Annotated in this window: 26 protein-coding genes; 2 read left to right on the plus strand and 24 right to left on the minus strand. The window is 40.6% G+C overall.

The window, feature by feature from the left end; genetic code table 11:
- Positions 1-41: 41 nt before the first annotated feature.
- From dnaG to Q8865_04355, 22 genes are all read right to left on the minus strand, one after another.
- Positions 42-1,814: a DNA primase gene (gene dnaG, locus Q8865_04250; GenBank protein ID MDP4152642.1), complete on the minus strand. Its 1,773-nt coding sequence runs from the start codon at positions 1,812-1,814 to the stop codon at positions 42-44.
- A 120-nt stretch (positions 1,815-1,934) separates the two neighbouring features.
- On the minus strand, positions 1,935-2,933 hold the full coding sequence (locus Q8865_04255) for a deoxyguanosinetriphosphate triphosphohydrolase (GenBank protein ID MDP4152643.1): 999 nt from the start codon (positions 2,931-2,933) through the stop codon (positions 1,935-1,937).
- Between the two features lie 16 nt (positions 2,934-2,949).
- Positions 2,950-3,573 carry a YigZ family protein gene (locus Q8865_04260; protein ID MDP4152644.1) on the minus strand — a complete coding sequence of 208 codons (624 nt, stop codon included), beginning with the start codon at positions 3,571-3,573 and terminating at the stop codon, positions 2,950-2,952.
- A complete protein-coding gene (hflX, locus tag Q8865_04265) occupies positions 3,554-4,858 on the minus strand; it encodes a GTPase HflX (GenBank protein MDP4152645.1) in 1,305 nt (434 codons plus the stop codon). The genes Q8865_04260 and hflX overlap by 20 nt, the downstream gene beginning before the upstream one ends.
- 307 nt (positions 4,859-5,165) lie before the next feature.
- The gene (locus Q8865_04270; GenBank protein MDP4152646.1) at positions 5,166-5,699 is read right to left on the minus strand and encodes a hypothetical protein; all 534 of its coding nucleotides are present in this window, start codon (positions 5,697-5,699) and stop codon (positions 5,166-5,168) included.
- Positions 5,700-5,875: 176 nt separating this feature from the next.
- Entirely contained in the window at positions 5,876-7,081 is a 1,206-nt protein-coding gene (gene ftsZ / locus Q8865_04275; GenBank protein MDP4152647.1) for a cell division protein FtsZ, read from the minus strand.
- Between the two features lie 60 nt (positions 7,082-7,141).
- On the minus strand, positions 7,142-7,480 hold the full coding sequence (locus tag Q8865_04280) for a small basic family protein (protein ID MDP4152648.1): 339 nt from the start codon (positions 7,478-7,480) through the stop codon (positions 7,142-7,144).
- Between the two features lie 13 nt (positions 7,481-7,493).
- Complete coding sequence (locus Q8865_04285; protein MDP4152649.1) at positions 7,494-8,255, minus strand: DUF881 domain-containing protein; 762 nt, start codon at positions 8,253-8,255, stop codon at positions 7,494-7,496.
- A 33-nt stretch (positions 8,256-8,288) separates the two neighbouring features.
- The gene (locus tag Q8865_04290) at positions 8,289-9,083 is read right to left on the minus strand and encodes an FtsQ-type POTRA domain-containing protein (protein ID MDP4152650.1); all 795 of its coding nucleotides are present in this window, start codon (positions 9,081-9,083) and stop codon (positions 8,289-8,291) included.
- Positions 9,070-10,341, minus strand: a complete 1,272-nt coding sequence (murA, locus tag Q8865_04295) for a UDP-N-acetylglucosamine 1-carboxyvinyltransferase (protein MDP4152651.1) — start codon at positions 10,339-10,341, stop codon at positions 9,070-9,072. Before murA ends, Q8865_04290 begins: the two co-directional genes overlap by 14 nt.
- Positions 10,342-10,498: 157 nt before the next feature.
- Entirely contained in the window at positions 10,499-11,626 is a 1,128-nt protein-coding gene (gene murG, locus Q8865_04300; protein MDP4152652.1) for an undecaprenyldiphospho-muramoylpentapeptide beta-N-acetylglucosaminyltransferase, read from the minus strand.
- Between the two features lie 27 nt (positions 11,627-11,653).
- Positions 11,654-12,811: a putative lipid II flippase FtsW gene (ftsW, locus tag Q8865_04305; protein MDP4152653.1), complete on the minus strand. Its 1,158-nt coding sequence runs from the start codon at positions 12,809-12,811 to the stop codon at positions 11,654-11,656.
- An 18-nt stretch (positions 12,812-12,829) separates the two neighbouring features.
- Positions 12,830-13,822 carry a phospho-N-acetylmuramoyl-pentapeptide-transferase gene (gene mraY / locus Q8865_04310; protein ID MDP4152654.1) on the minus strand — a complete coding sequence of 331 codons (993 nt, stop codon included), beginning with the start codon at positions 13,820-13,822 and terminating at the stop codon, positions 12,830-12,832.
- Positions 13,823-13,845: 23 nt separating this feature from the next.
- A complete protein-coding gene (locus Q8865_04315; GenBank protein MDP4152655.1) occupies positions 13,846-15,300 on the minus strand; it encodes a UDP-N-acetylmuramoyl-L-alanyl-D-glutamate--2,6-diaminopimelate ligase in 1,455 nt (484 codons plus the stop codon).
- Positions 15,301-15,302: 2 nt separating this feature from the next.
- Positions 15,303-17,528 (minus strand): penicillin-binding transpeptidase domain-containing protein, encoded by a 2,226-nt coding sequence (locus Q8865_04320; protein ID MDP4152656.1) that lies wholly within the window; start codon positions 17,526-17,528, stop codon positions 15,303-15,305.
- A 127-nt stretch (positions 17,529-17,655) separates the two neighbouring features.
- Positions 17,656-18,156 (minus strand): hypothetical protein, encoded by a 501-nt coding sequence (locus Q8865_04325; GenBank protein ID MDP4152657.1) that lies wholly within the window; start codon positions 18,154-18,156, stop codon positions 17,656-17,658.
- 11 nt (positions 18,157-18,167) lie between these two features.
- A complete protein-coding gene (rsmH, locus tag Q8865_04330) occupies positions 18,168-19,100 on the minus strand; it encodes a 16S rRNA (cytosine(1402)-N(4))-methyltransferase RsmH (GenBank protein MDP4152658.1) in 933 nt (310 codons plus the stop codon).
- Positions 19,101-19,125: 25 nt separating this feature from the next.
- Positions 19,126-19,545 (minus strand): division/cell wall cluster transcriptional repressor MraZ, encoded by a 420-nt coding sequence (gene mraZ / locus Q8865_04335; GenBank protein MDP4152659.1) that lies wholly within the window; start codon positions 19,543-19,545, stop codon positions 19,126-19,128.
- Between the two features lie 296 nt (positions 19,546-19,841).
- Positions 19,842-21,047: an aspartate kinase gene (locus Q8865_04340; protein MDP4152660.1), complete on the minus strand. Its 1,206-nt coding sequence runs from the start codon at positions 21,045-21,047 to the stop codon at positions 19,842-19,844.
- 120 nt (positions 21,048-21,167) lie between these two features.
- Positions 21,168-22,052, minus strand: coding sequence for a homoserine kinase (gene thrB / locus Q8865_04345; protein MDP4152661.1), 885 nt, complete (start codon positions 22,050-22,052; stop codon positions 21,168-21,170).
- A gap of 20 nt (positions 22,053-22,072) precedes the next feature.
- Entirely contained in the window at positions 22,073-23,326 is a 1,254-nt protein-coding gene (locus Q8865_04350) for a homoserine dehydrogenase (protein ID MDP4152662.1), read from the minus strand.
- Between the two features lie 18 nt (positions 23,327-23,344).
- Complete coding sequence (locus Q8865_04355; protein ID MDP4152663.1) at positions 23,345-23,791, minus strand: ACT domain-containing protein; 447 nt, start codon at positions 23,789-23,791, stop codon at positions 23,345-23,347.
- A gap of 208 nt (positions 23,792-23,999) precedes the next feature.
- Between Q8865_04355 and ytvI the strand changes: the two genes are divergently transcribed.
- A complete protein-coding gene (gene ytvI, locus Q8865_04360) occupies positions 24,000-25,115 on the plus strand; it encodes a sporulation integral membrane protein YtvI (protein ID MDP4152664.1) in 1,116 nt (371 codons plus the stop codon).
- Positions 25,116-25,266: 151 nt separating this feature from the next.
- Positions 25,267-25,551 carry a hypothetical protein gene (locus Q8865_04365; protein MDP4152665.1) on the plus strand — a complete coding sequence of 95 codons (285 nt, stop codon included), beginning with the start codon at positions 25,267-25,269 and terminating at the stop codon, positions 25,549-25,551.
- 272 nt (positions 25,552-25,823) lie between these two features.
- On the opposite strand, the gene Q8865_04370 is transcribed toward Q8865_04365, so the two are convergent.
- Positions 25,824-26,249 (minus strand): hypothetical protein, encoded by a 426-nt coding sequence (locus Q8865_04370; GenBank protein ID MDP4152666.1) that lies wholly within the window; start codon positions 26,247-26,249, stop codon positions 25,824-25,826.
- Between the two features lie 13 nt (positions 26,250-26,262).
- Positions 26,263-26,646, minus strand: a complete 384-nt coding sequence (locus tag Q8865_04375; protein MDP4152667.1) for a DUF2089 domain-containing protein — start codon at positions 26,644-26,646, stop codon at positions 26,263-26,265.
- Positions 26,647-26,714: the final 68 nt, after the last annotated feature.

Below are 26,714 nucleotides of genomic sequence, written 5' to 3' on the forward strand. Positions count from 1 at the left end.
ACAGGACTCTAGAAACTCCTTCATTTGCGATCTTTTTTCATTCATTCTCTGTTACTTCCTTTTCCTTTTATCTTGCCCAGCTGCCTCATATAATCTTTAAGGTCGTCATTGTCAATACTTTCAAGTTCTGTCGTAAGGCGCTTTCGATAGTGTTCTTTTAATATGTCTATGTAATCCTCAATCAGTGTTTCACCGCAAACGAGGTCACGCTGCGCGATTATTCCGCTTATACGTCCCATTTCAGGCGGTGTGAAATACTGGCTCAGTACTATAGTATCCGGCTGTATCCCATTATTAACAAGTTCGCATAAAGTATCGAATAACTTTTTGTTAAACGGCGTAACAAATGGAGTATCTCCAAGACGTTTGCAAATATTATCAACATAATCGGGATTGAAGAAAATCGTGCAAATGATACCTTCCTCAGCTTTAGCCTCTTTTAAGTTAGCGGCTTTGTCGGGGTTAACGCTGTCACGATATGCATGAATCCTCTGTTCTTCTTTCCTTAGCCCATCTTTTTGCTTTTTGCCCCATTTTGCTTTTATAATACTTTTTACCTCGTGAAGTATTGACTCTCTCGAAACATCAAGCTCTTCCGCGATTTTCCCGGCATAAACGTCCCTTTCGACCGAGCTTTGTATATCAGCCAATATTTCAGCGGCAGCTTTTAGATAAGAAACCTTATCGTCCGGCAGTTCCAGATTAAAACCCGCTCTGAGTTGAGACAGCCTGTATTCAACATGGTTTTCCGATTTATTTATCAGCATCTGAAACTTATCCGCACCGAATTTTTTGATAAACTCATCCGGATCTTTTGCCCCGCTCATAGAAAGCACTCTGACTTTTATTCCGGTATCAGCAAATATAGTTATCGCACGCTGAGACGCTTTTCGACCTGCACCGTCCGAATCATACGATATAACTACTTCCTTTGCATACCTAGAAATAAGACGTGCCTGTTCCGCTGTAAGCGCTGTGCCTAAGGTTGCAACAGTGTTTCTGAAACCTGCCTGATATATAGAAATTACGTCCATATACCCTTCTGCCAGTATCAGTGTATCACCCGAACCTTTCGCATTGTTCAGTGAGAAAAGATTCAAACTTTTTTTAAAAACAGGTGTATCGGGAGAATTCAAATATTTCGGTTGACTGTCGTCCATAACCCGACCGCCGAAACCGATAACCGAACCTCGCACATCAACAATAGGAAACATCACTCGATTCCGAAAATAATCGTAATACCCGCCCTTTTGATTCTTTGCGCATAGACCCGCGCGTTTCATAAGTTCCTTATCAAATCCCTCACCTGATAAATAATCAGTTAGACTTGTCCAGTTATCAGACGAATATCCAAGGCCAAATTTCTTAATGGTCTTATCAGATAAACCGCGGTTTCTGAGATATTTCAGCGCGCTTACTCCGTTTTTCGACAAAAGCTGTTTGTAAAAGAAGTTGGCCGCAGATCTATTTATATTCAGAATCTGCTCACGCAGTTTCTTGTATCCTTCGTCCTCCCTATTCTCCTCGGGCATTTCGATCCCCGCCTTATCGGCAAGAAACCTTACGGCATCGAGATAATCAAGGTTTTCAATATTGCGTATAAAGGTGATTACATCTCCGCCGGCGCCGCATCCGAAACAATAATAGCTTTGCGTTTCCGGAAACACTGTGAAAGACGGGGTCTTTTCACTGTGAAAAGGGCAAAGGCCGACAAGGCTTCTCCCCCTTCGTTTTACGGTCACATACTGTGAAATGACATCCTCGATATCGCAGCGAGATCGCAGCAGTTCGAGGAAACTGTCAGGTAATGCCATTGCACAACTCCTTATCAATAAAGTTCAATTATATATTTCGACACTGTTTTTATAATTCCTTTATTTATAATAAAAAATTCTTATTTTTATAAAAAATTTGTTTAAAAGCAGGTAAACACGCTATTTTCGCCAAGTTTTCGGAATATACAGGCTCTCAAAAATCGATATGGCGTAATTATCCGTCATGCCCGCAACATAATCGCAAACAACGCGTTCAAGTCCGTCTCCGTCTATATATGAATAATGCTCGGGCGGCATTTTATCCGGATACTTAAGAAAATACTCGTAAAGCATACGGACGACTTCTTTCGCCTTTACCTCTTCGCCTTTCGCCCCCGGATTCAAATATACATGTTCAAACATAAACTTTTCAAGCGCAACCTCTGCCTCTTTTATATTCGGCAGCATCTCAATATGATCCTTGTCGGCACTTCCATCAATTACGGCTCTTACAAGCGTATTTATGCGTTTTGAATGGGTATGCCCGAGCATATCGAGAATATCTGTATCGATATCCGATACGGAAAGCACCCCTCCGCGTATCGCATCGTCGATATCGTGATTTATATATGCAATTTTATCGGCAAATTTAACAACCTGGCCTTCAAGAGTATCCGCAACCCGGTTTGTATGGCAGGCTATGCCGTTTCTAACCTCGTAAGTAAGATTAAGACCTTTGTGTCCGTTTTCAAGCAGTTCGACAACCCTAAGGCTTTGCTCGTAATGAGTAAAACCGGATTTGCAAACACTTGCGAGCACCTGCTCTCCCGCATGTCCGAAAGGCGTATGACCAAGGTCGTGTCCCAAAGCAATTGCTTCTGTCAAATCTTCATTTAGGCGCAGAGCGCGAGAAATCGTTCTGGCGATCTGTGACACTTCAAGCGTATGTGTAAGTCTGGTTCGGTAATGGTCTCCCTCCGGAGATAAGAAAACCTGAGTCTTATGTTTTAAGCGACGAAATGATTTGCAGTGAATGATCCTGTCCCGGTCACGAACAAAATCTGTGCGTATCTCACATTTAGTCTCTTCGCGATTTCTCCCACGGCTATTAACAGAAAGGCAGGCATATGGTGAAAGTATCGCCTTTTCAAGTTTTTCCTGTTCTTCACGAAGACTCATTCAAAACACCTCTTTATTAAATGTCCTCTGCCTGATATGTTTCGCCAATAATCTTAGCAACGTATTGCCCAGAACTTGTATCTTTTATACTTATATTGAATTTTTCCAGTTCGTCGATAGGAATAAGAAATTTTATCAAAACATTATCCGTAAATTCAGTATTTTCTATACTTCCACCGTGCTTAGCAATTTCTCGCTGTAAAGAGCTAAAAAAAGCATACGGTACTTCAATTTCTGCTCTGAATGCTTTTTTCATAAGCGCGATACCTGCAGCGTCAACAGCAACTTTTGCTCCCCTTGAATATGCTCTTACCAGTCCTCCGCCCCCGAGTAAAATGCCTCCGAAATATCTTGTGACGACTATAACTACATCGGTAAGCCCTTCTTTTTGAAGAACATCCAGCACGGGCATTCCTGCTGTTCCCTGTGGTTCACCGTCATCACTGTAACGCCTTATATTATTATATCGAATTATATAGGCATAAACATTATGGGTCGCGTCATGATGCCGTGAGCGTATCTCATTAATAAATGAAACCGCCTCTTCTTCGGTTTGCACCGGCTTAATATACCCAATGAACTCTGACCGGCGTTCAATAAAGGCGGCACTGGCCTCTTTTTTAACTGTTTTGTACTCCATTTTCATCCCCGGTAACATAATCTTTAAGCCTTCCGTATAAATCAACGTCCATCGTAATTGTAAGGCGCACACCCTCCGGCACATACTCACTTTCTTCAACAGTAGCCTTACTGTCACGGTATATTTCGTCAAGCAGCCCACCCTTATCATACGGGATAATAACAACTGCACGCCGAAACATGTCCGAAAGCCTGTTATATATCATTTCGCATAAAAGGTTAATGTTTGTACCCTTTTTAGCTGAAATTGGAACGCTGTCTTTAATAACCGGCTTTTGCCCCTCTTCGAGAAGGTCTGTTTTATTGATTGCGGTAATAACCGGTATTCCACCAGCGCCCAGATCATTTATAAGCTTGTGAGTAACATTTATATGCTCAAACATTTCAGGGCTTGTTGCATCAACAACGTTGACAAGCAAGTCGGCATATTTGACCTCTTCAAGCGTTGCCGCAAAAGCCTCAACAAGATGGTGAGGAAGCTTTCTTATAAAACCTACAGTATCGGTAATAAGCACTTCAAACCCGTTTTCCATTTTCATTCGGCGTGTGGTCGGGTCAAGGGTGGCAAAAAGCTTGTTTTCGGCAAGCACGCCCGCCCCGGTCAGCGTATTTAAAAGCGTTGACTTTCCTGCGTTTGTATATCCTATTACCGCCACTTTCGGAACGCCCGACACATCGCGTTCCTTCCGCTGTTTCTGTCGGTTTTCCCTTATTTCGTCAAGCTCTTTTTGCAGCTGTCTTATCTGCTCTTTAAGGTGTCGCTTGTCAATTTCAAGTTTTGTTTCACCAGCACCTCTGCGCGCGCCGATTGCGCCGCCTCCGCCTCCGCCTAACCTTGATAATTCTGTGCCCATTCCTGTTAAACGCGGAATCGTATATTTCATAAGAGCCATTTCAACCTGAAGCTTGCCCTCTCTGGTTGTGGCGTGTAGAGAAAAGATATCAAGAATCAGCATTGTACGGTCAATAACACGAATGCCGGTTTCTTTTTCTATATTTTTTATCTGAGACGGAGATAATTCATTATCAAAAATTATAAGATCGGCATCGTTAGCCTTTGCAAATTCAGCGATTTCGCTCACCTTTCCCTCGCCTATAAAAAACTTTGCGTCCGGAAGGTCACGGTTTTGCAGTACGATTCCTAAACTTTCTCCCCCTGCAGTTTCAAGCAGGCTTTCAAGTTCTTTTAACGTTTCATCACTGCTTTTAATATCGTATTTATCTGAAGAACAATTTAGCCCAACTAATACCGCGCGCTGTAATTTTTCCTGTTTGATAAAATCCATATATGCTCCTTTATGCAAATATACTTATTATTTTAGTATACACCAAATTTATCCTATTTTAAAGTTATTTAATCAAACAGTCAAAGTATTTGTTGTAGGATTACAATAGGTGTGTTACGTCATGGCCTTTCAGGTGCTCGTCCTCGTTTCCTAATATTCAGTGTTTTAATTCAGTACCCAAGTAATTTTCATAACACACCTACAGATATTAGAAAAAGGGACTAAGCTTTTACACTTAGTCCCGATCGACTGTTACTTCAGTCCAATCACGTAGAGCTATTGACATTTCTTTATAATAAGTACCAAGTCACGGTGTAACTTTTAATGTACCAGTTTCCTCCAACGTTTTTGTGTTTTCATCAGTAATCCAGACTTTAAATTGAATATTCTTAATTTCAGACATTTTGGAAATATCAAGGTTGGAATAAAAAAATGTAAACGGCTGCTGAGATTTCTTACCCATTTCAATCGTCATAGGAACCCCACTACCCATAAAGGTTGCCATATCATTCACATAGGCATCTTTCAAATAAACGGTAATCTTTTTATCACTTTTATTTTCAACAAGCAATCTGAGATAACAAGCTCCCTTTATACTGGGCACTTCAAAAATCTCACAGTAAGTTATTTTAATCAATTTATCTTCGTATAGCGGAGAGGTATCGGCTTTCCCACTTGTAGTAACCTTATTCGCCGCTAACGACGATGTATCAGTTGCCTTACTATCACCATTATTGATCAAAGTAGATAGAATAGCAATTCCGGCAATAAGACAAATTGCAATAGTTCCAATAGTCACAACAAGTCTCTTACCAAAACTAAGGTTACCTTTATTTTTCATCACGTTGCCTCCTTCATACAATAAATCATGTCGCACGACTATACCAATTAATAACCATTTTAGCAGAAAGGAAGTTTCTTTTGCTTAAGCTCTATTCGCCGCTGTTCTATACAAAGTACTAACAAAACTGGCATCGTATAAACGATGCCAGCAAATAAATGTATTTTAAGACACTATTACTTTCTAAATATTTTAAGCACTGAATCGATATCATCAATATCTTCATCGTCATGCTTTTCCGTTTTCTTAACATATGTACTGTCATAAGTATCATCTACAGGCTTGGAAAAAGGAAAACGGTAGTTTGTAGAAGATACCGGTGTTTCTTCTTTTGGACGTGTAAAGTCTGTTTTGGGGCCGCTGAAATTTGCAAAAGCAGACTTGGTTGTGTCCTGGGCAGGTTTTTGTGGCTCAGCGCTGAGCGGAGCGGCCTCAAATCCTGTCGCAATAACGGTGATTCTGACTTCATCAGCAAGACTGTTATCAAAGGATGTACCCCAAATAATATTAGCCTCTGGATGAGCGGCCTTTGAAATCATTGCTGCTGCGTTCTCAACTTCTTCAAGGCTGATATCAGGCGATGATACAAAGCTGATGATCACACCCTTTGCCCCATTGATAGAAGTCTCGATGAGCGGGCTGTATATCGCCTTATTGGCCGCAGCTTCAACCATATTTTCACCGCTTGCATTGCCAACACCCATATGAGCATAGCCTGCATCCTTCATAACGGCAGTTATATCTGCAAAGTCAAGATTTATGTATCCCGGGTTATTAATTATTTCTGAAATACTGGCAACGCCTTGCCTTAATACCTCATCGGCAACCTCAAATGCATTTGCCATTGTAATAGGTGTCTCCGAAACCATTTTGAGGCGTTCGTTAGGAATAACAACAAGAGAATCCACTCTTTCGCGAAGAGCTGCGATCCCTGCTTCAGCCTGATTCATTCTTTTCTTGCCTTCAAATAAAAACGGTTTGGTTACAATTCCGACTGTAAGGAGACCCATGTCTTTCGCAATCTCAGCAATAACAGGTGCACCGCCAGTCCCGGTTCCGCCTCCCATACCCGCAGTAATAAATACCATATCGGTACCCTTTAGAGCTGCGGCAATTTCGTCGCGGCTTTCTTCAGCTGCACGCTGACCTTTTTCAGGATTCGCGCCAGCGCCTTGGCCTTTTGTCAATTTTTCACCGATCTGTATTTTTTGTGTCGCGCGTGATGCATATAAGGACTGCTTGTCCGTATTTACTGCAATAAACTCAACACTTGTTATTCCTGAAGTAATCATTCTGTTAACTGCGTTGTTTCCTGCCCCGCCGATACCGATTACCTTTATATTAACCGGGCTGAAACTGTTTGTATCAAACTCAAAAGGCATGAGAGATCCCCCTTGTTTAGATTTAAAAAATGGTATTAAATCAATAATATTATCATAACATTATTGCTTATCATAATTCAATAGTAATCTTCGTATTTTTGCAAAGTTTTGGAATAATCTGGAACCGAATACAACGATTGCCGCAATTGTCAGGTCAATTGCAAGAAGTTTCCCGACATAAGTAAGTGCCGCAGCCAGTAAAGTATTGATGCAAAAGCCTGACACAAAAATCTTATCATCATATTTATTTTCGATTTTTGCCGCAAGCCCGCCAACTATTGAATCTGCGGCAGCAAGGAGAGCCATCGCAACATAAACCGAGTATGCTTTTGGAATATATCCAGGAAAATAGAATCCGATTAGTATCCCGCACAAAAGTCCTAAAAATCCGATAGCCATTTTATTCTCCTTATCAATGTGATGAATTTTCATTTTCAACAGGTTTTGCGTATTTGTACTGAATAGGTCCGGCATATGCAGGAACCTCAACATCTTCATGCGTCTTAACATCTACGGTAATCCCCCACTGCTTCAATATCTCAATAACCCCATACCGCATAGATAAGGCAGATTTCAGATTGTCGGGATCGCCTATTGCCGTTATTATAAATGGGGCAGAATATCGGTTGTTGTTAACGCTTATAGTAGAACCCGCGCAGCGGATCTCACTAGTTGCCAGTATACGTTCACCGTTTACGGATAGCGCTTCCGCGCCTGCGTCTCTAAGCTCGTTTAAAACTTTCAGGACATCATCATCATGAATGATCGTATAGCTCGGGTCAACATTCTCCACATTCACCTGATAATTTGGATCTTCTGTCATCGTAACAGTAACGCCAGGACCTTTAACGGCAGTTATACCCGCAGTCAGTTCAACCTTTTGAAGCTGATTTGAAAGTGCGCTTGCATAGTTGCCGCTTTTGGCCGCCTCGTCCCGGAATTGATACAGTTGATCCTTATATTCGAGGATTTCTTTGTATAATTTTTCGTTTGTATCTTTTTGTTTATTAAGCTGCGTCTGAAGCTCATTCGCTCTAAGTGTTACGCTGTCAAGTGTACTCTGTTGTTCAATTTTTACACTTTTAAACTGAAGCATAACAAGAAATCCGAAAATAAGCGTGATAAGGAACATGCCAAACCTGCCCGCCGCTTTTTTAATGGTGCCCTCTTTCATATAACCCTCCCGAAAAGTTGCAATACATATAAATTACCCACGTGTTGGAGTAAATGACCCTTTTTTGATGTTTGAAACATCAATTGTTCCCTTATCGTTTTCAGACAGCTTGTCCTTTATACTGATGATAAACTTAACTTTATCATCAGTATCGGTATAATCTCCGAACATTATCTTATATTTATCTTTATACTGCATTGTAATGCTGTAAATGTTGGTCAAATCAATTGATTTCATATCTGCAAGGAGTCCATTGTCCCTAAGTGCAGTTATCAATGTATTATGTATACGTTTTGTTGTATCGTCAGGAAATGCTATAGCATCGGCAACAACCGGCTGTCCCCCATAATCACAGACAAGCTTAGGAAGATTATACGCAGTGTCATCTTCTACTATATCTATTACTTTGCCTTCTGTGCTGACAATATAGCTTACCCCTCCGTCGCTTACAATAAGTTCTGGCTTTGCTGGCTGCACTTCGATTTGAATCTTTTCTGGGAGGCTGCACCGTACAACCGCTTTTTCAATGTACGGCAATTCTTTTTCGATATGGACAGCTGTTTTTGTTCTTCTTACTGTCACCATATTCTGACCCGGTTTTATGCCGGCTACAGAAAGTATCTGATCGGTTGTATATATACTTTTTCCAGTAACTTTTACTTCCGTTATATTTAAGAATGTTGAAACAAGATAAAAAATACCGCCCGAAATGAGTGCCATCAGTAAAATTATCATACCGACAACAAGTGCAAGCCGCCTCTGTCTTCGGCGGCGCTTATGCGACTGTCTGCTTTTAGCGGCACCTGTAGTACCCCTAGCTTTTTTCAACCACGTCAACCTTTCTTATTTTACATCCTAAGCTTTGAAGATTGGTTTCTATATTCTCATACCCACGGTCAATGAGTTCAGAATTATCAATCGTCGTCTCACCGTTTGCCGCCAGAGCCGCAAGGACAAGTGCGACTCCACCCCTCAGGTCTGTTGCAACAACGTTCGCTCCGGTAAGTCTTGGAACGCCCTGAACGAGTGCCACTCTGCCTTCAACTTTTATATTGGCTCCCATCCGCATAAGTTCTTCAGCATGCTTATATCTATTCTGAAAAATAGTTTCAACATACATACTATTTCCGGATGCAACTGTAGAGTATGCCATAAGCGGTGCAAGCGCATCTGTAGGAAATCCCGGGTAGGGCATAGTCCTTACCATTCTAATTGGCTGGATCGGACGCTTTCTGTCTATTAAAATACGATTTTCATCTGTTCTAATCTGCGCGCCGCTTTCTTCCAGAAGTGAAATCACAGAATTCAGGTCTCTCGGCCTGACACTTTTAATAATTAGTTTGCCACCTGTAATCGCAGCCGCGATCATATATGTTGCGGCCGCAATACGATCCGGTATAATCGAATGCTCCGCACCATGAAGCGTTTCAACGCCCTCAATATAAATGGTGTTGTCCCCGGCGCCTGTGATATTTGCGCCCATACTGTTCAAAAATGACTGTAAATCTTCTATTTCCGGCTCACGGGCAGCATTATGTATTACAGTCTGTCCCGGCACTTTAGACGCGAGCAGCATAATGTTTTCAGTTGCGCCAACACTTGGAAAAGTTAGATTTATTTCCGTCCCAATCATTTTATCACAAACAGAGTAAATAAATCCATACTCTTCCGCAAATTTTACACCCAATTTCTGAAAGGAAGATATATGTAAATCAATCGGGCGGGGTCCAAGTTCGCATCCCCCGGGATAACTTACTTTTGCGCGGCCCATTCTTGCCAAAATAGGACCAAGCATAATGACGGAAGAACGCATGCCTCTCATTAGATTATATGGGATATCTACTCCGGATGCACTGGAAGGGTCGATTTCGATTTCTCCGGATCCGCGCCTTGTAACTTTGCATCCGAGATGCAGAAGGATTTCAACAGTAGCGCTTACGTCACTTATATCCGGACAATTTTTTATAACCGAAACCTCGTTTGCAAGTAAGGTAGCGGCAAGTATGGGCAGAACACTGTTTTTAGCACCCTGAACGGCTATTTCTCCAGTAACAACATTAGGTCCATTTATAATTAGTTTGCTCATAACAACACCCTTTCGCAATAAAACACTGATTGCAGTTTCATACTATGCCTTCAGGTTTTTAATGTTACGAAGGGTGTTTTTGCGTTTATTCTTAATATTAAAGCTTTTGATTAAATTGTGTAAGTATAATAATTAAATTTTAAAAAAAGCTTTTGTTTTATTTTTTATCCGCCATTAACTCAAAAATCGTATTATATATTTTTTGAGTTGAATCTAAAATTGCGATCTTTTGAGCGTTCTTAGAAATCGAGTCCAAAATTGACTTATTATTTAGAAGTTCATCAGCAGTTTTCTTCAGTTTTTCGCCGGTTAAATCCTTTTCTTCAATCATTACCGCAGCGTCTTCACTTACAAATGACATCGCGTTAAAATACTGGTGATTATGCGTCACATTGGGTGAAGGAATAAGTATAGACGGTTTGCCTAGTGCGGCTAACTCTCCCAGAGTTATTGCACCTGATCTGCTGATTACTATGTCTGCCGCCGCAAGAACAGTCGGCATATTATAAATATATTCCCGTATATCCAAATTGGGATATTTTTTTAAATCTATTCCCTTTTCCTTTAATTTTTCAGGAACCCATTTGAAGCCGCGTTCTCCGCAGGCGTGGGTGTGGCGGTATTTTTCCTTTTTAGAATGAAGTGCTATAAAATCAATAATTGCATTATTAAAGTCTCTGGCGCCCATGCTTCCGCCGACGGAAACAATATATTTCTCATCAGCAGCAATTCCAAGTGACTTGCGTGCCTCTTGTTTTGATAAATATAAAAACTCATCCCGGATAGGGTTCCCTACAAGGGTTATATTTGTTTTTTTAGGAAAATACTTTCCGCTGTCCGGAAAACTTACCATAACCCTGTCAACATGTTTTGATAGAATACGGCTCGTTACCCCAGGAAATGCATTCTGCTCATGTATAGCCGTTGGTATGCCCATTTTTGCAGCCATATACAGTACCGGGAAACTTACATACCCTCCGGTTCCAATAACAATATCAGGCTTAAATTCCTTTATTATCTCTTTTGATTTGGAAAGAGCGGAAATCGCCGTCACGGCTGTTTTTATATTTTTGTATGTCAGTCTTCTTTTTAATCCGTATACCTCTATCTTGTAAAGAGGGTAGCCTGCCTTTGGAACAAGCGTACTTTCGATGCCTTGTTCTGTGCCGACAAAGCGGATATCAGAGCCGGGTTTTCTTTGCCGAATAAACCCGGCAATAGCTAAAGCGGGGTTCACGTGTCCGCCTGTACCTCCACCCGCCAGCAATACCTTCAATTGTTTCACCCCCAAGAATTATATATATCATTATACCTACGTCTTTACAAGTCTTGCATACCTTGATATAGAAAGTATTATGCCCATTTCGGCCATTTGAAGCACGAGCGCCGTGCCGCCGTAACTGAAGAACGGAAGTGAAATACCCGTATTAGGCACAAGATTTGTTACAACCATTATATTTAAAAGCGCCTGAAGCGCTACTTTTGACGTAAATCCGATTACAACAAGCCCCGAAAACCTGTCAGGCGCGCGCAAGGCTATGACAAAGCCTCTCCAGATAAGCAAAGCAAAAAGCAGCACAATAAGAACCGCACCGACAAAACCCAATTCTTCTGCAGCAATTGAAAAGACAAAGTCGTTCTGCGGCTCAGGGATATACAGATACTTCTGTCGGCTCTTGCCAAGTCCCAATCCAAACAGTCCCCCTGACCCAACAGCTATTAGGGACTGTATTGTCTGAAAGCCCTTGCCTTGCGGATCTACATAAGGATCGAGCCATATACGTATTCTAGTCATGCCGTGTCCCGTACCAAGGATTGCAAGGGCTATCCCTGCTGCTGCGATGCCGCCAAAGCTTGCAAACCAGCCCAGATTTGCGCCCCCTACGATTATAAGTATCGCGCCAAGCGTAATAGTAATTATAGTAGCGGAGTTGTGCGGTTCCAAATATAGCAGTACAGTTATTATTCCAAGTATAACGCCATACGGGAGTATTCCATACTTAAATGTTTTCATCCGTTTCTGGTTTCTGGTGATCATATAGGCAAAACTTAATATAACGCCGATCTTTGCTATTTCAGACGGTTGGATTGAAAGCGGTCCGATGTATATCCAGCGTCTTGCATCGTTTATCGTTCTTCCTATAAACGGAACAAGTGCAAGAAGCACAATTGAAATTCCCAGCGTCGGCAAAGCAAATTTATGAAGCAGTTTCGGAGTCGCAAAGTTCGTAGTAACAGCCATTGCGACAATGCCCACAAGTGCAAATACAAACTGTTTTTTTATGAAATAGTAGCTGTCGCCATAACGATAATAAGCGTTAGCGTGGCTTGCGCTGAACATAACTATAAGACCCGCGAACAGCAGTACGATTACAATAATAAGAAAGGGCAGGTCAATAAACGCTTTGTTATAATCAAAGCTCTGCGGGGGATCAGGTTTATATACTGTCTTGCGCCTAACTTTTTTCAACGCGTCCACCACTCCAAATTATAGATTATAATAGTTCTGCACTCCGATACATGCGAGAATGCTCAGTATTACTGTAACAAACGTGAATACGACAACAATTTTGTTTTCTGACCATCCTGATAGTTCAAAATGATGATGAAGAGGGCTCATTTTGAAAAGACGTTTTCCCTTGGTTTTCTTAAAATACCATATTTGAAGTACAACCGAGAGCATTTCGATAAAATAAATAAATCCTATCAGTAAAAATATTAGAGGCTGGTTTATTGCAAACGCCGCTGCGGCAATCATACCTCCTAAAAACATCGAGCCGGTATCGCCCATAAAAACCTTAGCCGGGTGCAGATTAAAAATCAAAAAGCCAAGAAGTGACGCTGCGCATGCAACGAGGAGAATAGAAACGCCTTCAGCCCTTAAAAATGCCGCTATTACGGCATAAGCTAGAGCTGCTGGAATAGTTACAGATGCGGCAAGTCCATCTACCCCATCGGTAAAATTTACAGCATTTACGATTGCGATAATAGCAAACATCGCAAACACGTAGTAACCAATACTCAATTCAATTTCTTTATTTAAGAAAGGAATGTACAGTTTTGTATTGATATAACCCATGATCTGAAGAGTAATAATAAAGGCCGCCGCACAGATAAGTTGTAAAAACATCTTTTGCTTTTCTGTGAGGCCGAGGTTGCGCTTTTTTATTACCTTTATGTAGTCATCAATAAAGCCAACGAATCCAAAGGAAAGCGCCATTGACAGTACAGCTAGCGCACGGTCAGCATCCGGCGATCTAGAAATGAAGAGTGCTGCTGCCGCAACTATACCCATTATAAACATGAACCCGCCCATTGTCGGCGTTCCAGCCTTTTTTTGATGCCATTTGGGTCCATCTTCACGTATACTCTGTCCGAATTTTAGTTTATGCAGCATGGGGATGAGTAATGGCCCAGTCAGAGCAGTGATGAAAAATGCTATAATTGCTGCCGGAATCATTGATTTAACGAGATCAGTCAACGAAGTTGCTCCTTCCTTTGTTGTTATTCAGCGTTTGAAATATCAGATAAAATATCATGTATTATTTCCCGTTCATCGAAATGAATACGTCTATCCTTTAATATCTGATAAGTTTCATGCCCTTTGCCTGCAAGAAGTATTGTATCATCACGACGAGCATGTCGCAATGCGTATTCAATTGCCTCCTTACGGTTTTCAATAACAACATACGGCGTTTTACTGTCTTTTACTCCTTCTAAAATATCTTTGATGATTCCGCTGGGATCTTCTGTGCGCGGATTATCTGAGGTGACTATGCAAAAATCGGACATATCGAATGCAATTTTACCCATTATCGGACGTTTTGTGCGGTCTCTGTCTCCGCCGCATCCAAAAAGCGTTACGACACGTCCGCGAGCAAATCCCCTGATAGCGCTCAGAATATTAAACAGTCCGTCAGGCGTGTGTGCATAATCAATAAGAACTGTATAGTCAGTGCCTGTGTCCACAACCTCAATTCTTCCCTTAACGCCTTTGACCGTAGCAAGTGCAGAAAGAATCGCTTTCATATCGATTCCAAGGCAAAGACATGCAGTTATTGCAGCAAGGGCATTGTATACTGTAAACTTGCCCGGTATGTCAAGCTTTGCATGACCTATTTGTCCGTCGGTAATTAATTCGAATTCTATACCGTCTGGTTTATAATGAATATTTTTAGCAACAACATCCGATTTATCACTGTATGCCGAATAGGTGTAATTTTTTGTTGTTGAAAGCGACATCAGCTTCGTAGCTGCTTCATCATCAGCGTTTATTACGCCGATCTTGCTCATTGTAAAGAGTTTTGATTTAGCCAGGAGATAGTTTTCCATAGTTTTATGGAAATCAAGGTGATCCTGAGTAAGGTTTGTAAAAACGGCAGCTTCGAAATTCAGCCCGGAAACTCTGTCCTGTGCAAGTGAATGAGACGAAACCTCCATAACGACGTAATCCATTTTTTCTTCAGCCATCTGGGCAAACAGCCGCTGAAGTTCAAGTGGTTCAGGCGTCGTATACTTTGTTTCAATAATGCGCTTTCCAATCATATTATGGATTGTTCCAATCAGCCCCACTTTAAGCCCGGTAAACTCCAAAATCTGTTTAATTAGTGTTGTAGTAGTTGTTTTTCCGTTTGTCCCGGTGACGCCTATTATTTTAAATTTAGATGCTGGATTATGATAGAAATTTGCAGCAATAGCTGAAAGTGCCTTTCTGCTGTCAGATACAAGTATGCAGTTTTCCTTCATGTACTCAGGCTCGTCAATAAGCGCGCATACTGAACCTGCAGAGAATGCACTGTCTATAAATTTGTGTCCATCTATACCAGTACCGCGCAGTGCTACGAAAAGGCAACCCGATTTAACCTTTCTGCTGTCGTATTCGACCATACTGATTTCTGCCTCTAAATCGGCTTTGTTTGATATTATCTCCACTCCATTTAACAGTTCTTTGAGCTTCAAATTTACCCCTCCCCGTTCATTACTTTTCCTGTATCATTTATTATGTCATTTGAATTGAACTCAATTGTTACAACACTTCCGGCTTCAACCTTACTCTTACACGCGGGCTGCTGGCTTACGGCTGTCGCAGAGCTGTCGTTGTCCGCACCTACCATCTTTATATTGAGTCCGTATTGTTGAAGCGATGCGGCTGCTTTATCCGGGGACATGCCCTTAACATTTGGAACTTCTATCATGTGCGAAGTCGAACCGCTATCGGTGTATACAATGATCTGACCGCCGCTGGCAAGTTTTGCTCCTGGACGCGGCACCTGTGAAACGATTGAACTGCCGCCGCCTTCGATTTTCAGCTTGTGCCCTTCTTCTCTTGCGATCTTTTGAGCTTCCGTTATAGTTTTTCCTGTAAGGTCTTTAACGTCTATTTCCATTTTCTGAAGCTCTGCCTCAGTATATTTTGGAGTTACCTGAAGATAAGGAAGAACGTCGCTCATGATTTTTCTAACGACAGGTGCAGCTATAACGCCGCCCGAAGGGTTAGGAACGTTCGGTTCATCGAACATGATCAGCATAGCGATCTGAGGATCATCAGAAGGAGCTATGCAGGCAAATGACGCGATTCTTTTATCTGCAACACCTTGGGCATTTTTTTCATCGATTTTTTCACTTGTTGCAGTCTTACCGCCTATCCTGTAACCCGCAACATAGGCATTTTTACCTGTACCCTGTGAAACGACAGTCTCCATATAGCTGGAAATCATCTTTGAAGTCTCCGAAGATATGACTTGGCGGCGGACATTAGTATCAAATGAATTTATCACATTTCCGTTATCGTCAACAACTTCCTTAGCGACATGCGGAGTCACGAGATATCCCCCGTTGGCGACGGCGCAAATACCAGTTATCATTTGAATCGGCGTAACCTTAAATGTCTGCCCGAAAGCTGATACCGCGAGTGAAACGGGATTTTTCAGATTGTTCATAGAATGGAATATTCCGTTAGCCTCACCGTATAGGTCTATCCCTGTTTTTTCTCTGAAGCCAAATGCTGTTACATACTTGTAAAAGCGCTCAGGTCCTACACGTTCGCCAACTTCCATGAAGACCGGATTGCATGAATTTTGAAGTCCCTTTAAGAAATTTTCGGAACCATGCCCTCCGGCTTTCCAGCAGCCGATACGAACTCCGCTTACGATTTTATAACCTGGGCAGAAAAACTGATCATTCTCATGAACGAGGTTTTCTTCTATAGCCATTGATGACGTGAACAGTTTAAATACTGAGCCTGGCTCATAAGTATCAGAGATGATCTTATTACGCCACATTTTCTGCCATTCTTCCTGCTGTTTTGCATTCTTTTCGTCACCGCTGAGTTTTGCAAGCTCTGCTTTAACATTTTCATCTGTTATTTCACGCGGATTATTCAGATCAAAATCCGGCTTGACAGCCATGGCAAGAATCTCTCCGGTTTTGACATTCATAATTATACCGGCCGCACGATTCTGAATATTGTAATCAACAACCGCCTGCTCCAAATGTTTTTCAAGAAAATGCTGTAAAACCTCATCTATTGTCAGCACTAAATTTTTGCCGTTTTGTGGATCTATATAGGTTTCATACTTATAGGGCATTTCTGTCCCTTTAGCATTTTTTGCCGTTATTATTCTGCCCGGAACGCCCTTTAAATAATCCTCATAATACGCCTCAACGCCTTCGATGCCCACTCCGTCAACATTAGTAAAGCCAATCACATGTGACGCAAAATTGCCATAAGGATAATAACGTTTTGAATCCTCGATAAGAGCAACACTTGCAGTAAGCTTGTTATCTTTTATAAATGTCCTTACCTTGTCTGATTCATCCTGTTCAACCTTTTTCTTTATTACTTCGTAATAATTTTTAGCCTGTGTTTTTTTATAAATCGTGTCACGGTCTACACCAAGGATCTGAGATAAATTATCCGAGATGAGCTGAGCCTCTTTATCGTCTTTAATTGCATTAGGACTTATGTATACGGTTTCAACCGATGCGCTTGCGGCAAGAGTTTTCATATTTCTGTCGTAAATCTTGCCCCTTTTGGGGCTTACAACTGAGTCGCGAGTCTGCTGGTCGATAGCTTTATCTTGGTAAAATTCATGATCTACCATTTGTACAACAACCAGTCTATAAATAATAGCGGGAACACATACGATAAGAAATGCAAGCATTACAATCCGCATACGTTTTTTCATGGATTTAGTTAAACTTTGGTTCACCTTTTCACCCTCATCCGTTTCCCTATCTAAAATGGTAAAAATGAGAGTGAAGAATTATTTTATTCCTTACTCTCACTTGTTGTCTATAAATTATATTTTATTGTTACCTTAAATATTCAAACATAGCGTCAAGTCTTCTATACAGTCCGCCTGCCATGTTCTTTAGCTTTGCGACAACGTCTTTGTTATCAGATACAACAGAATGATCTTTCCCTAAAAGGCTTATGTATTCTATCTGGTAATTTTCAGCTTTCTGCATAAAGTATTGATTTTCGGCAATGTTTTCTATGTTGGCAAGATCGATCTTTTTTTCAGCATCCAGTGAAAGCCGTTTCCCGTCGTTCTGAACATCTTCATATTGTTTTTTTACTTTGTTAAGGTCGTTTGAAACTTCATTAAGTTCTGTAAAACTGAATATCTGCAACGAAAGAAATACAGCAATTATCGTTACAACTGTAATATTGAGAGCAGCGCTTCGCCTTTGTATCCGTGCTTTACGAATAGTAGCCATACGAAGGACATTGTTATGGCGAGCTGTTGATTTACTTTTCATCCGCTCGTCAAATAGTGACAAATCATATGCGGTATTGTCAGCGCTGTACATATCTTTTCCCCCTATATTTTCTCAATAATACGAAGCTTCGCACTAGAGCTGCGAGGATTATATGAAAGTTCTTCAGCATTCGCTGTTAACGGTTTTTTCGTAATAATTTTAACTTTCGGTTTTTTCCCACAGACACAAACAGGGAAATCAGGCGGACAGGTACAACCCTTTGCATGTAAAGCAAAAGCATTTTTTATAAGTCTGTCCTCCAAAGAATGAAAAGTAATAATGGCTGCTCTTCCTCCAGGCTTTAAAATGCTCACAATGTCATCAACTGTTTTAGGGAGGATGGATAGCTCACTGTTGACTTCTATTCTGATTGCCTGAAATGAACGTTTTGCGGGATGCCCCTGCTCGCGTTTCGCGGCGGCAGGCATTGCTGACTTTATAATATCCACAAGTTCAAGTGTGGTTTCAATAGGCTTGTCCATTCTTTTTGCTACAATAGCTTCAGCTATTCTTCGGGCATAACGTTCTTCCCCATATTCAAATAGGATACGGGCAAGTTCACTTTCACTATATGTGTTAACTACATTACGTGCTGTTGTTAAATTGTCCTTGGACATCCTCATATCGAGTGGAGCGTCAAATCTGTATGAAAAGCCCCGTGACGCATCATCGAGCTGAAAAGATGATACTCCTAGATCAAGTAAAACTCCGTCTACAGTACCAATTTCAAGGTCTTCAAGGACATTTTTGATGTTTGAAAAATTATTTTTAATATAAGTTACGCTGTCGCCGAAATCCTTAAGATTCTCTCCAGCTCGCATCAGCGCGTATTCATCCTGATCGATTCCAATAAGTCTGCCAGTCGTCAGCCTTTTTGCTATTTCTTTTGAATGCCCTCCACCGCCTAGAGTACCATCGACATAAATTCCACTAGGGTTGATCGAAAGACCTTCTATACACTCGTCAAGCAGTACGGGTTTATGAATAAGTTCCATTTCCCCACCGCTCCTTTTCAAATGGTTAAAATCCAAGCTCTGTCATTGCATCAAGGATTGCCTCGCTTGTAAGGTTGTCCGCATTTTTATCCCATGTTGTCTTGTCCCATATCTCCACCCTTGAAGACGCCCCGATTACGACAACTTCGCGGTTTAAGTGGGCATATTTTCTGAGTGTAACGGGGATAAGAATGCGTCCCTGTGCGTCTGGTGAAACCTCTTCAGCGTTTGAAAAGAAGAAACGCTGCAAATCTCTGCCGGTGGAAAGAGGCAATGCTCTAATCTTTTCGTCAAGAAGCAGCCACTCTTTCATTGGATATACGAAAAGGCTGTTGTCAACGCCCCGCGTAACAATAAAGCTTTCTCCTAAGTCTTCACGGAATTTTCCCGGGATTATGAGTCTGCCCTTTGTGTCAATATTATGTTGATATTGGCCAAGCAGCATTACCCACACCCCTTTTTGCTTAGTTGTCTCCACTTAGTACCACTTTATTTCACTTTTCACCACATAAAGTTATTTTAATGAACCTTAATCAACTTTTCAAGCGGTTTTTACACATTTATTATTAGATTACATAACTTTTTTTATAAAAGTGTGAGAACATATGTACTATATACTATATATAGTGTTAGTTTTCCAAATGATAATGATATTTGCTTTATTTAGGGATTACATAAAAAAACACCGGCACACAATAATATTATGTGCCGGTGACATATATTAAATTCTTTGTAAAATCCTTACTTTATAAACTTATCATGTATAGCTCTGACTGCAGCGTCCGCATCCCCAGCTTCTATCAAAACAGAGACCTTGATTTCGCTTGTCGCAATCATCTGAATATTAATTCCTGCATCATACAGAGCCTCAAACATCATCGCAGCTATTCCGGGATTGTTGACCATTCCCGCTCCCACAATGGATACTTTCGCTACATTTTCATCATATTTGAACTCTCTTGCCTGAATCGAGCCTTTTAAATCATCAAGAACACTTAATGTATCCTTCAAATGATTTTTGCTTATTGTAAAGCTTATGTCATTCTTACCGTCAGAACCAAGTGACTGGATAATAATATCAACATTGACCTTTTTCTTAGAAAGTGCAGAAAACAGTCTGAACGCAATACCCGGTTCATCCTTTACACCGAGCACCGATACGCGAATAACATCTTCGTCCTTTGCAACGCCTCTTACTAACATTTTTTCCATACTGACAACCTCCTTGACTTTTGTGCCTGGTACTCGTTTTAAACTTGATACAACCTCAAGATTAACGCCGTATTTCTTTGCCATTTCAACTGATCTGTTATGAAGCACCTGTGCCCCTAGAGAAGCAAGTTCAAGCATTTCATCAAACGTGATCTCATCCATTTTTACAGCTGTGGGAACCTTTCTCGGATCTGCCGTATAAACTCCGTCTACATCGGTGTATATTTGGCAAAGATCCGCGTGCATAACTGCCGCAATAGCTACAGCAGTGGTATCTGAGCCTCCACGTCCGAGAGTTGTTATATCATCATATTTGTTTATTCCCTGAAAACCAGCCGCAATAACTATATGTTTATTATCTAATTCAGCTTTCATGCGCTCAGTATCACATTGTTTAATACGAGCGTTGCTGTATGTTGAATCGGTTTTCATTCCGATCTGCCATCCTGTAAGAGATGTAACCGGATAGCCCAGCTTTTCAATTGCCATTGCAAGAAGAGAAATAGAAATCTGTTCTCCTGTTGAAAGCAGTACATCCATCTCTCTGCGAGAGGCATCAGGGTTGATTTCATTTGCCTTTGCAATGAGGTCGTCAGTCGTATCGCCCTGAGCAGAGACGACAACAATCACATTGTTTCCGGCGTCATACGTTTCTGTTACTATACTCGCAACGTTCATTATCCTCTCCGCGTTGGCAACAGACGAACCGCCGAATTTTTGTACGATAAGACTCATATTTTGCTCCAGTTTCCGCAACCCACAATTGTTCAAAAAATCCCCTTTTCTTGTGACGCGGTGCCGCACCTCACGGCGGGCGGCCTGCCGAATTTATTACAAAGTTTTTTAACGACGATTTTACAAAATCGCTGCTCCCTGATTATCAGGTCTTAACATAGCAACATTAAAAAGCGACTCGCTGTTTTTCAAAAAAGCAGACGCTTTCTGTTCAAAGCGCGTATCGTTGGACGAAACAACGGATATAATGGAAGAGCCGGCTCCGCTTAGATAGGTTGCATATGCGCCGAGATCTTTTGCCATTGATATGATATCATCTGCTCCGTGTATCAGTGGAAGACGATAAGGTTCATGCAGTTTGTCAGAAACAGCGTATTTCAGCAGGCTATAATCTTTTTTAATAAAAGCCGACGCCGCAAGCGCAGCATGGGAAAGATTAAAGATAGTATCTTCGAGTGAAACACTTGACGGCAAGATCTTTCGAGCAAATGAAGTTTTCATTTCAAAATCCGGGACAAAAACTGCAAAATTTATCTCATCCCCGATTTCTGTTTTTATAAAATGAGTTTTGCCTTCGTCAACCGTTGAGACAGTAAATCCGCCGACTGCAGCCGGAACAACATTATCTGGATGTCCTTCTATTTCTACTGCATGGTCGATAAGCTCCAGTTCGGTCATTGGTGAGCCGAGCAGCGCGTTAGCGCCATAAAGACCTGCTATTACACATGCCGAACTACTTCCAAGTCCTCTCGTCATAGGAATATCACTTTTTTGTATAATATGGATGCCAGTGAATTTCTTTCCGGCAACCTTATAAAAATCTTTCATCGTCTGAACAACGAGATTTTCATTTTCAGAGGTTATTTTAATTTCATCGTCTGATTCAATCAATACACTGTCCCATTCTTCCATTTCAACAGTGTTATATAAAGAAAGCGCTAAACCTATACTGTCAAAACCCGGTCCGAAATTTGCACTGGTTGCCGGCACCCGAACCTTAATCATCATTCCTCCATTTTGCTGTATTACAGCACTCTTAAAGTAGAACTCTCTTTCACGCCTTTATAATTTTTTACCTTCTCAAAGAGAGTATCAAAATCGGATTGTTTCATCTCGTTTGTAAAAAATGCAAAAGTATCGTCGCCAAAATCATGTGAATTTATTGCTCGCATCTGCGGGAATATTTCTTCACAAAGCTTTTTAACAGGCTTTATATCTTCAGCCTTAACCCTAACCATAAATGAAAATATATAATTTCTGTAATCCTCTACAAGTTCCGGCGCCTGATCTCTAGTTGTTTCCTCCCATGAAAGATATTTTCTTGCGTGTATATGCTTTACGCAGTCAATAACGTCAGCAACGACTGCACTTGCAGTAGGAAGTTTTCCGGCGCCTTTTCCGTAAAACATAACGTCACCTGTAGCATCACCCTCAACTAGTATTCCGTTGAAAACATCTTCAACATTTGAAAGAGGGTTTTCACTGTCAACAACAAAAGGAGCAACTATAACCGAAAGCTTCTCGTTTTTAAGTTTTTCAACACATCCAATAAGTTTTACGACAGCTCCGGCGTCCTCAGCGATTTTGACATCCGCAAGCTTTATGGAAGTAATACCCTCCGTGTGTACAAAATCAGGGTAAATATGCTTGCCAAAAGCGAGTGATGACAAAATGCAAATCTTACGGCACGCATCTTTTCCTTCAATATCAGCTGAAGGATTGCGCTCAGCATAACCCTTTTCCTGAGCTTCAGTCAAAGCGTTATCAAACGTTTTATTATTTTTTATCATTTGTGTTAATATATAATTAGTCGTACCATTTAAAATCCCGCTGATTTTCGAAAGACGATTTGCAGCAAGGCATTGGCTCATCGGTCTTATTATTGGAATCCCGCCGCCGACGCTTGCCTCAAAAAGATAGTTTAAGTTGTTTTTCTTGGCAATTGCAAGCAGTTCTCCACCCTTTTCCGCAACCACTTCTTTGTTGGAAGTTACAACGCTTTTGCCCTTTTCCAATGCCGCCTTTGTAAAATCATATGCCGGGTGGATACCTCCCATTACTTCAACGACAATAGAAATTTCCGGATCGTTTAATATTACGTTATAATCCTTGATAAACCTGTCTGAGTACGGAAGTCCCGGAAATTCTTTTAAGTCGAGTATATACTTGACATTAATTCCTTCTCCCGCCTTCACGCCTATACTATCTTTATTTTTCATTATAACTTCAAGCACGCCGGAACCAACAATACCATGCCCTAAAACTGCGATCTGAATCATATCTAAGTTCTCCCTTCATTATTCGCTTCCAACTACGGACGCTTCCAGCACTCCTGTAACAGCTCTTAGCATTTTCAGCATTTCATCTATACTGATATTCATTTTTCCCGTTTCAAATGATATGGATACCGGCGCAACGCCGTTAGACGGGATGCTTTGGTTAATCGTTAAAATATTGCAGCCGTTTGTCGCGAAAAAAGAAAGCATTCTGGATAAGGCACCAGTTTCATTTCTAAGAATTGCGGTAAGCGTTATTACCTTATCCTTAGTCTTTTCAAAGAATGGGAAAACAAAGTCCTTATATTTATAAAATGCGCTCCGGGAAATGCCAACTTTTTCGGCAGCCTCGTTTATAGTTCTGGCACCGCCTTTTGCAAGCAGTTCCTTGACCTCAATGACTTTCATATAAACAGGCGGTAAAACGGATGCTTCTATGAGATAATATGTTCCCTTATCACGGCTCACAAAAAGTCCCCCATCGGTAAACATTTGTACTCGTATTAGATAATATATCATATTAACTACAGCTCGGTCAAGTGTTTAAATTATTAAATAATTTTAACAATATATTGATAAATATTGCATATTGCACTAAAACATAATAATATTAAATAGACAGTAATAAATTTAGTATGAAGTTTAAACGATAAACTATACAGATTAGGAGGTGTGTATGCAGCATTCTTACAGCGACAAGAAACTTAAATTTATTATAGACGTCATCTACCTTGCACTTGTTGCGGGCATTGTGTATTTAGTATTCAAATACGCGCTTGCTTGGATACTTCCGTTTATAATCGGGTTTGCAGTTGCTGCGATAATTTCTCCTCTTGTACGTATGCTAAACAGGCGAGCACATATACCAAAGGGGTTATCAAGCGGCCTGCTTGTATTGGGTTTTTTTGCCCTTGTGGCTTTTTTAATAGGTCAGTTAGTTCAGCGAATAGCTTTCGAGCTTAACAACCTTGTCCATGACCTTCCGTCAATTTCACAGAATCTGCTCAGCATCATTGACAGACTTTTGGAGAAGTTTAGTAACTTTTCAAACCTTTTGCCTGATAATATTGCGGACATGCTGACCTCTGCAATCAACTCCTCACTTTCATCTCTGCCGGACGTTGTATATAAATTTGTTTTGATGCTTGGTGGCGGAATAAAAGATTTTGCAATATCCCTTCCTAATGTATTTATTTTTATTTTAGCTACCATCGTTTCGTCTATCCTTATAAGCTCCGAGTATTCATACATTAAGGCATTTATTTATATGCAGATCCCCGAAAAGGTACGCGGAATTATATTTGAAGCGCGTGAGCATTTAGTCTTGACTATATTCCGTATGTTCAGAGCTTACTTGATTATAATTGTCGTTACATTCTGCGAGCTTTCGGTTGGATTTTTGATTATCGGCATTGAATATGCAATAACACTGGCATTTATTATCGCAATTGTTGATATTTTGCCAATACTTGGGGTTGGCACTGTATTAGTACCCTGGGCGGTCATCAGTCTTATAAACGGTCATTACGGTCTTGCAATTTCACTGCTGCTAATTTACGGGTTTGTAACTGCGGTCCGTCAGGCAATTGAGCCGAAAATCGTTGGAAATCAGATCGGTCTTCCTCCCCTTGTAACACTAATTTGTATTTATGTCGGCTTAAAGATCTTTGGCGTTCTAGGCATGTTTATCGCACCTATATTTGTGATTATACTATGCAGGCTTCAGGATTCTGGATACTTTAAGTTATGGACACCGCTTCACCGATCAAAAAATAAACAAGAAAAAACTTAATAATTATCACCCCATCTGGGGGTATTCTCTTTTATATAAAAACAGGCGTTCAGCTGTATGCAACAGCTGAACGCCTGTTTTTTTGCCCGCCTTCTTGAAAGGCATTTATTTATTATGTTTTCGAACATTTCTAACAAATCCGTCTGCAAGTATGATAGCGATTGATAAAAATATTTTGAGGAGAAATCCATGTATCCTGGCCCCGCCGGAAATGCCATCTGCAATAACAAGAGTGATCATATTAACAAAAACTCCAGCTATTCCAAAAGTGACCAGGTTAAACGGCAGCGCAAGCAGCGAAAAAAGAGGTCTTAGAAATGTATTTATAACTGCTAAAATCAAGGCAAGAAATAACAGTGAAGGAACCCCGCCTTTTACACCACTAAAAATAGCAGAAAACACTAAAATAACAGCTGAATATGTAAAAAATCTGTAAAACAGCTTAGAGAACATTATCTAAAACCAACCTTTATCTTTATTTTTTCATTTGATTCGAGATCTAATATATCATATTTCTCAGAATTATTAAAGGCATAAAAGAAATCTAAAAACGGCGTACATTTTAACTTTGATATATGACTGTTGAACATTGACATTAATCTTACAAAATCATCAAGGTCATCGAAAAATTCTGCAAATACCCACTTAGGCAAATTGATATTAATGTAAAACCTTTTGATCGACATATAAAAATAAAAGTGACAGTATCTAGTCGACATAAACTTTTACATTTGCTCCTTTTCCAGAATCGCCCGATTCGATATCGACAAGATTTTCATCCATCTCTCCGCTTAAAAACATATCAATAAGACCCGGAAGGTCGATAGAATCTATATCTATTCCGTTCTCTGCCATTTCATTTCTTGCGCTTTTCGGGATAAGAGTCGTGAGTCCTGCAAGCTTTCTTGCCGCATCAAGGGGCAGATTAACGCGAACTTTAGTTTTCTCGCCATGTTCATCTTTTGAATCAACAACTACCCGCAGCATATTCTTTTTTTTCTTTGGTGATGCAGCTTTGGCAATTGCTTCAGTGCCGACGTCGTTTCCTAAGGCTTCAATAAGCTTTTTCCCTTCTTCTGCAGTAATCTTTCCTTCTTCGATCATTTTTAGAATTTGCATTGTATCTTCTGTCATGCTAATCTCTCCTTTATTTAATTATTGCTTTAATAAGTTCGGCCGCTTCGTCTGCAGTTATTTCGCCCTTTTCTAGTTTTTCCAGAACCTCTTTTCTTTCCTGTGACGTATCAGGCTTGATTCCTTCCAGTCCCAGTCTAGAAATTATAGCATCCAAGCGATTTCTGACAGTCGGATATGATATATTCAGTTCCTTCTCAACTTCCTTAATATTTCCTCTGCATTTGATAAATGTCAGCAGAAACTGTTTCTCATTTGGGGAAAGATCGCAAAACTCGCATCCCTCAAACTTGCCAGTAAGCTCGCTGTTGCATTTTTTACACGTAAGTCTTGTTATTTCATATTCACCGCCGCACACAGGGCATGTTGACGGCGCAATATACTTCTCTATAATTATCACCTCTGTTAATTATTATATTCATAATATTAAATATGTCAATACATTATATTAAAAATATTAATATC

This window comes from Bacillota bacterium (assembly GCA_030705925.1).
In the GTDB taxonomy this organism is placed as follows: Bacteria; Bacillota; Clostridia; order Oscillospirales; family Feifaniaceae; genus JAUZPM01.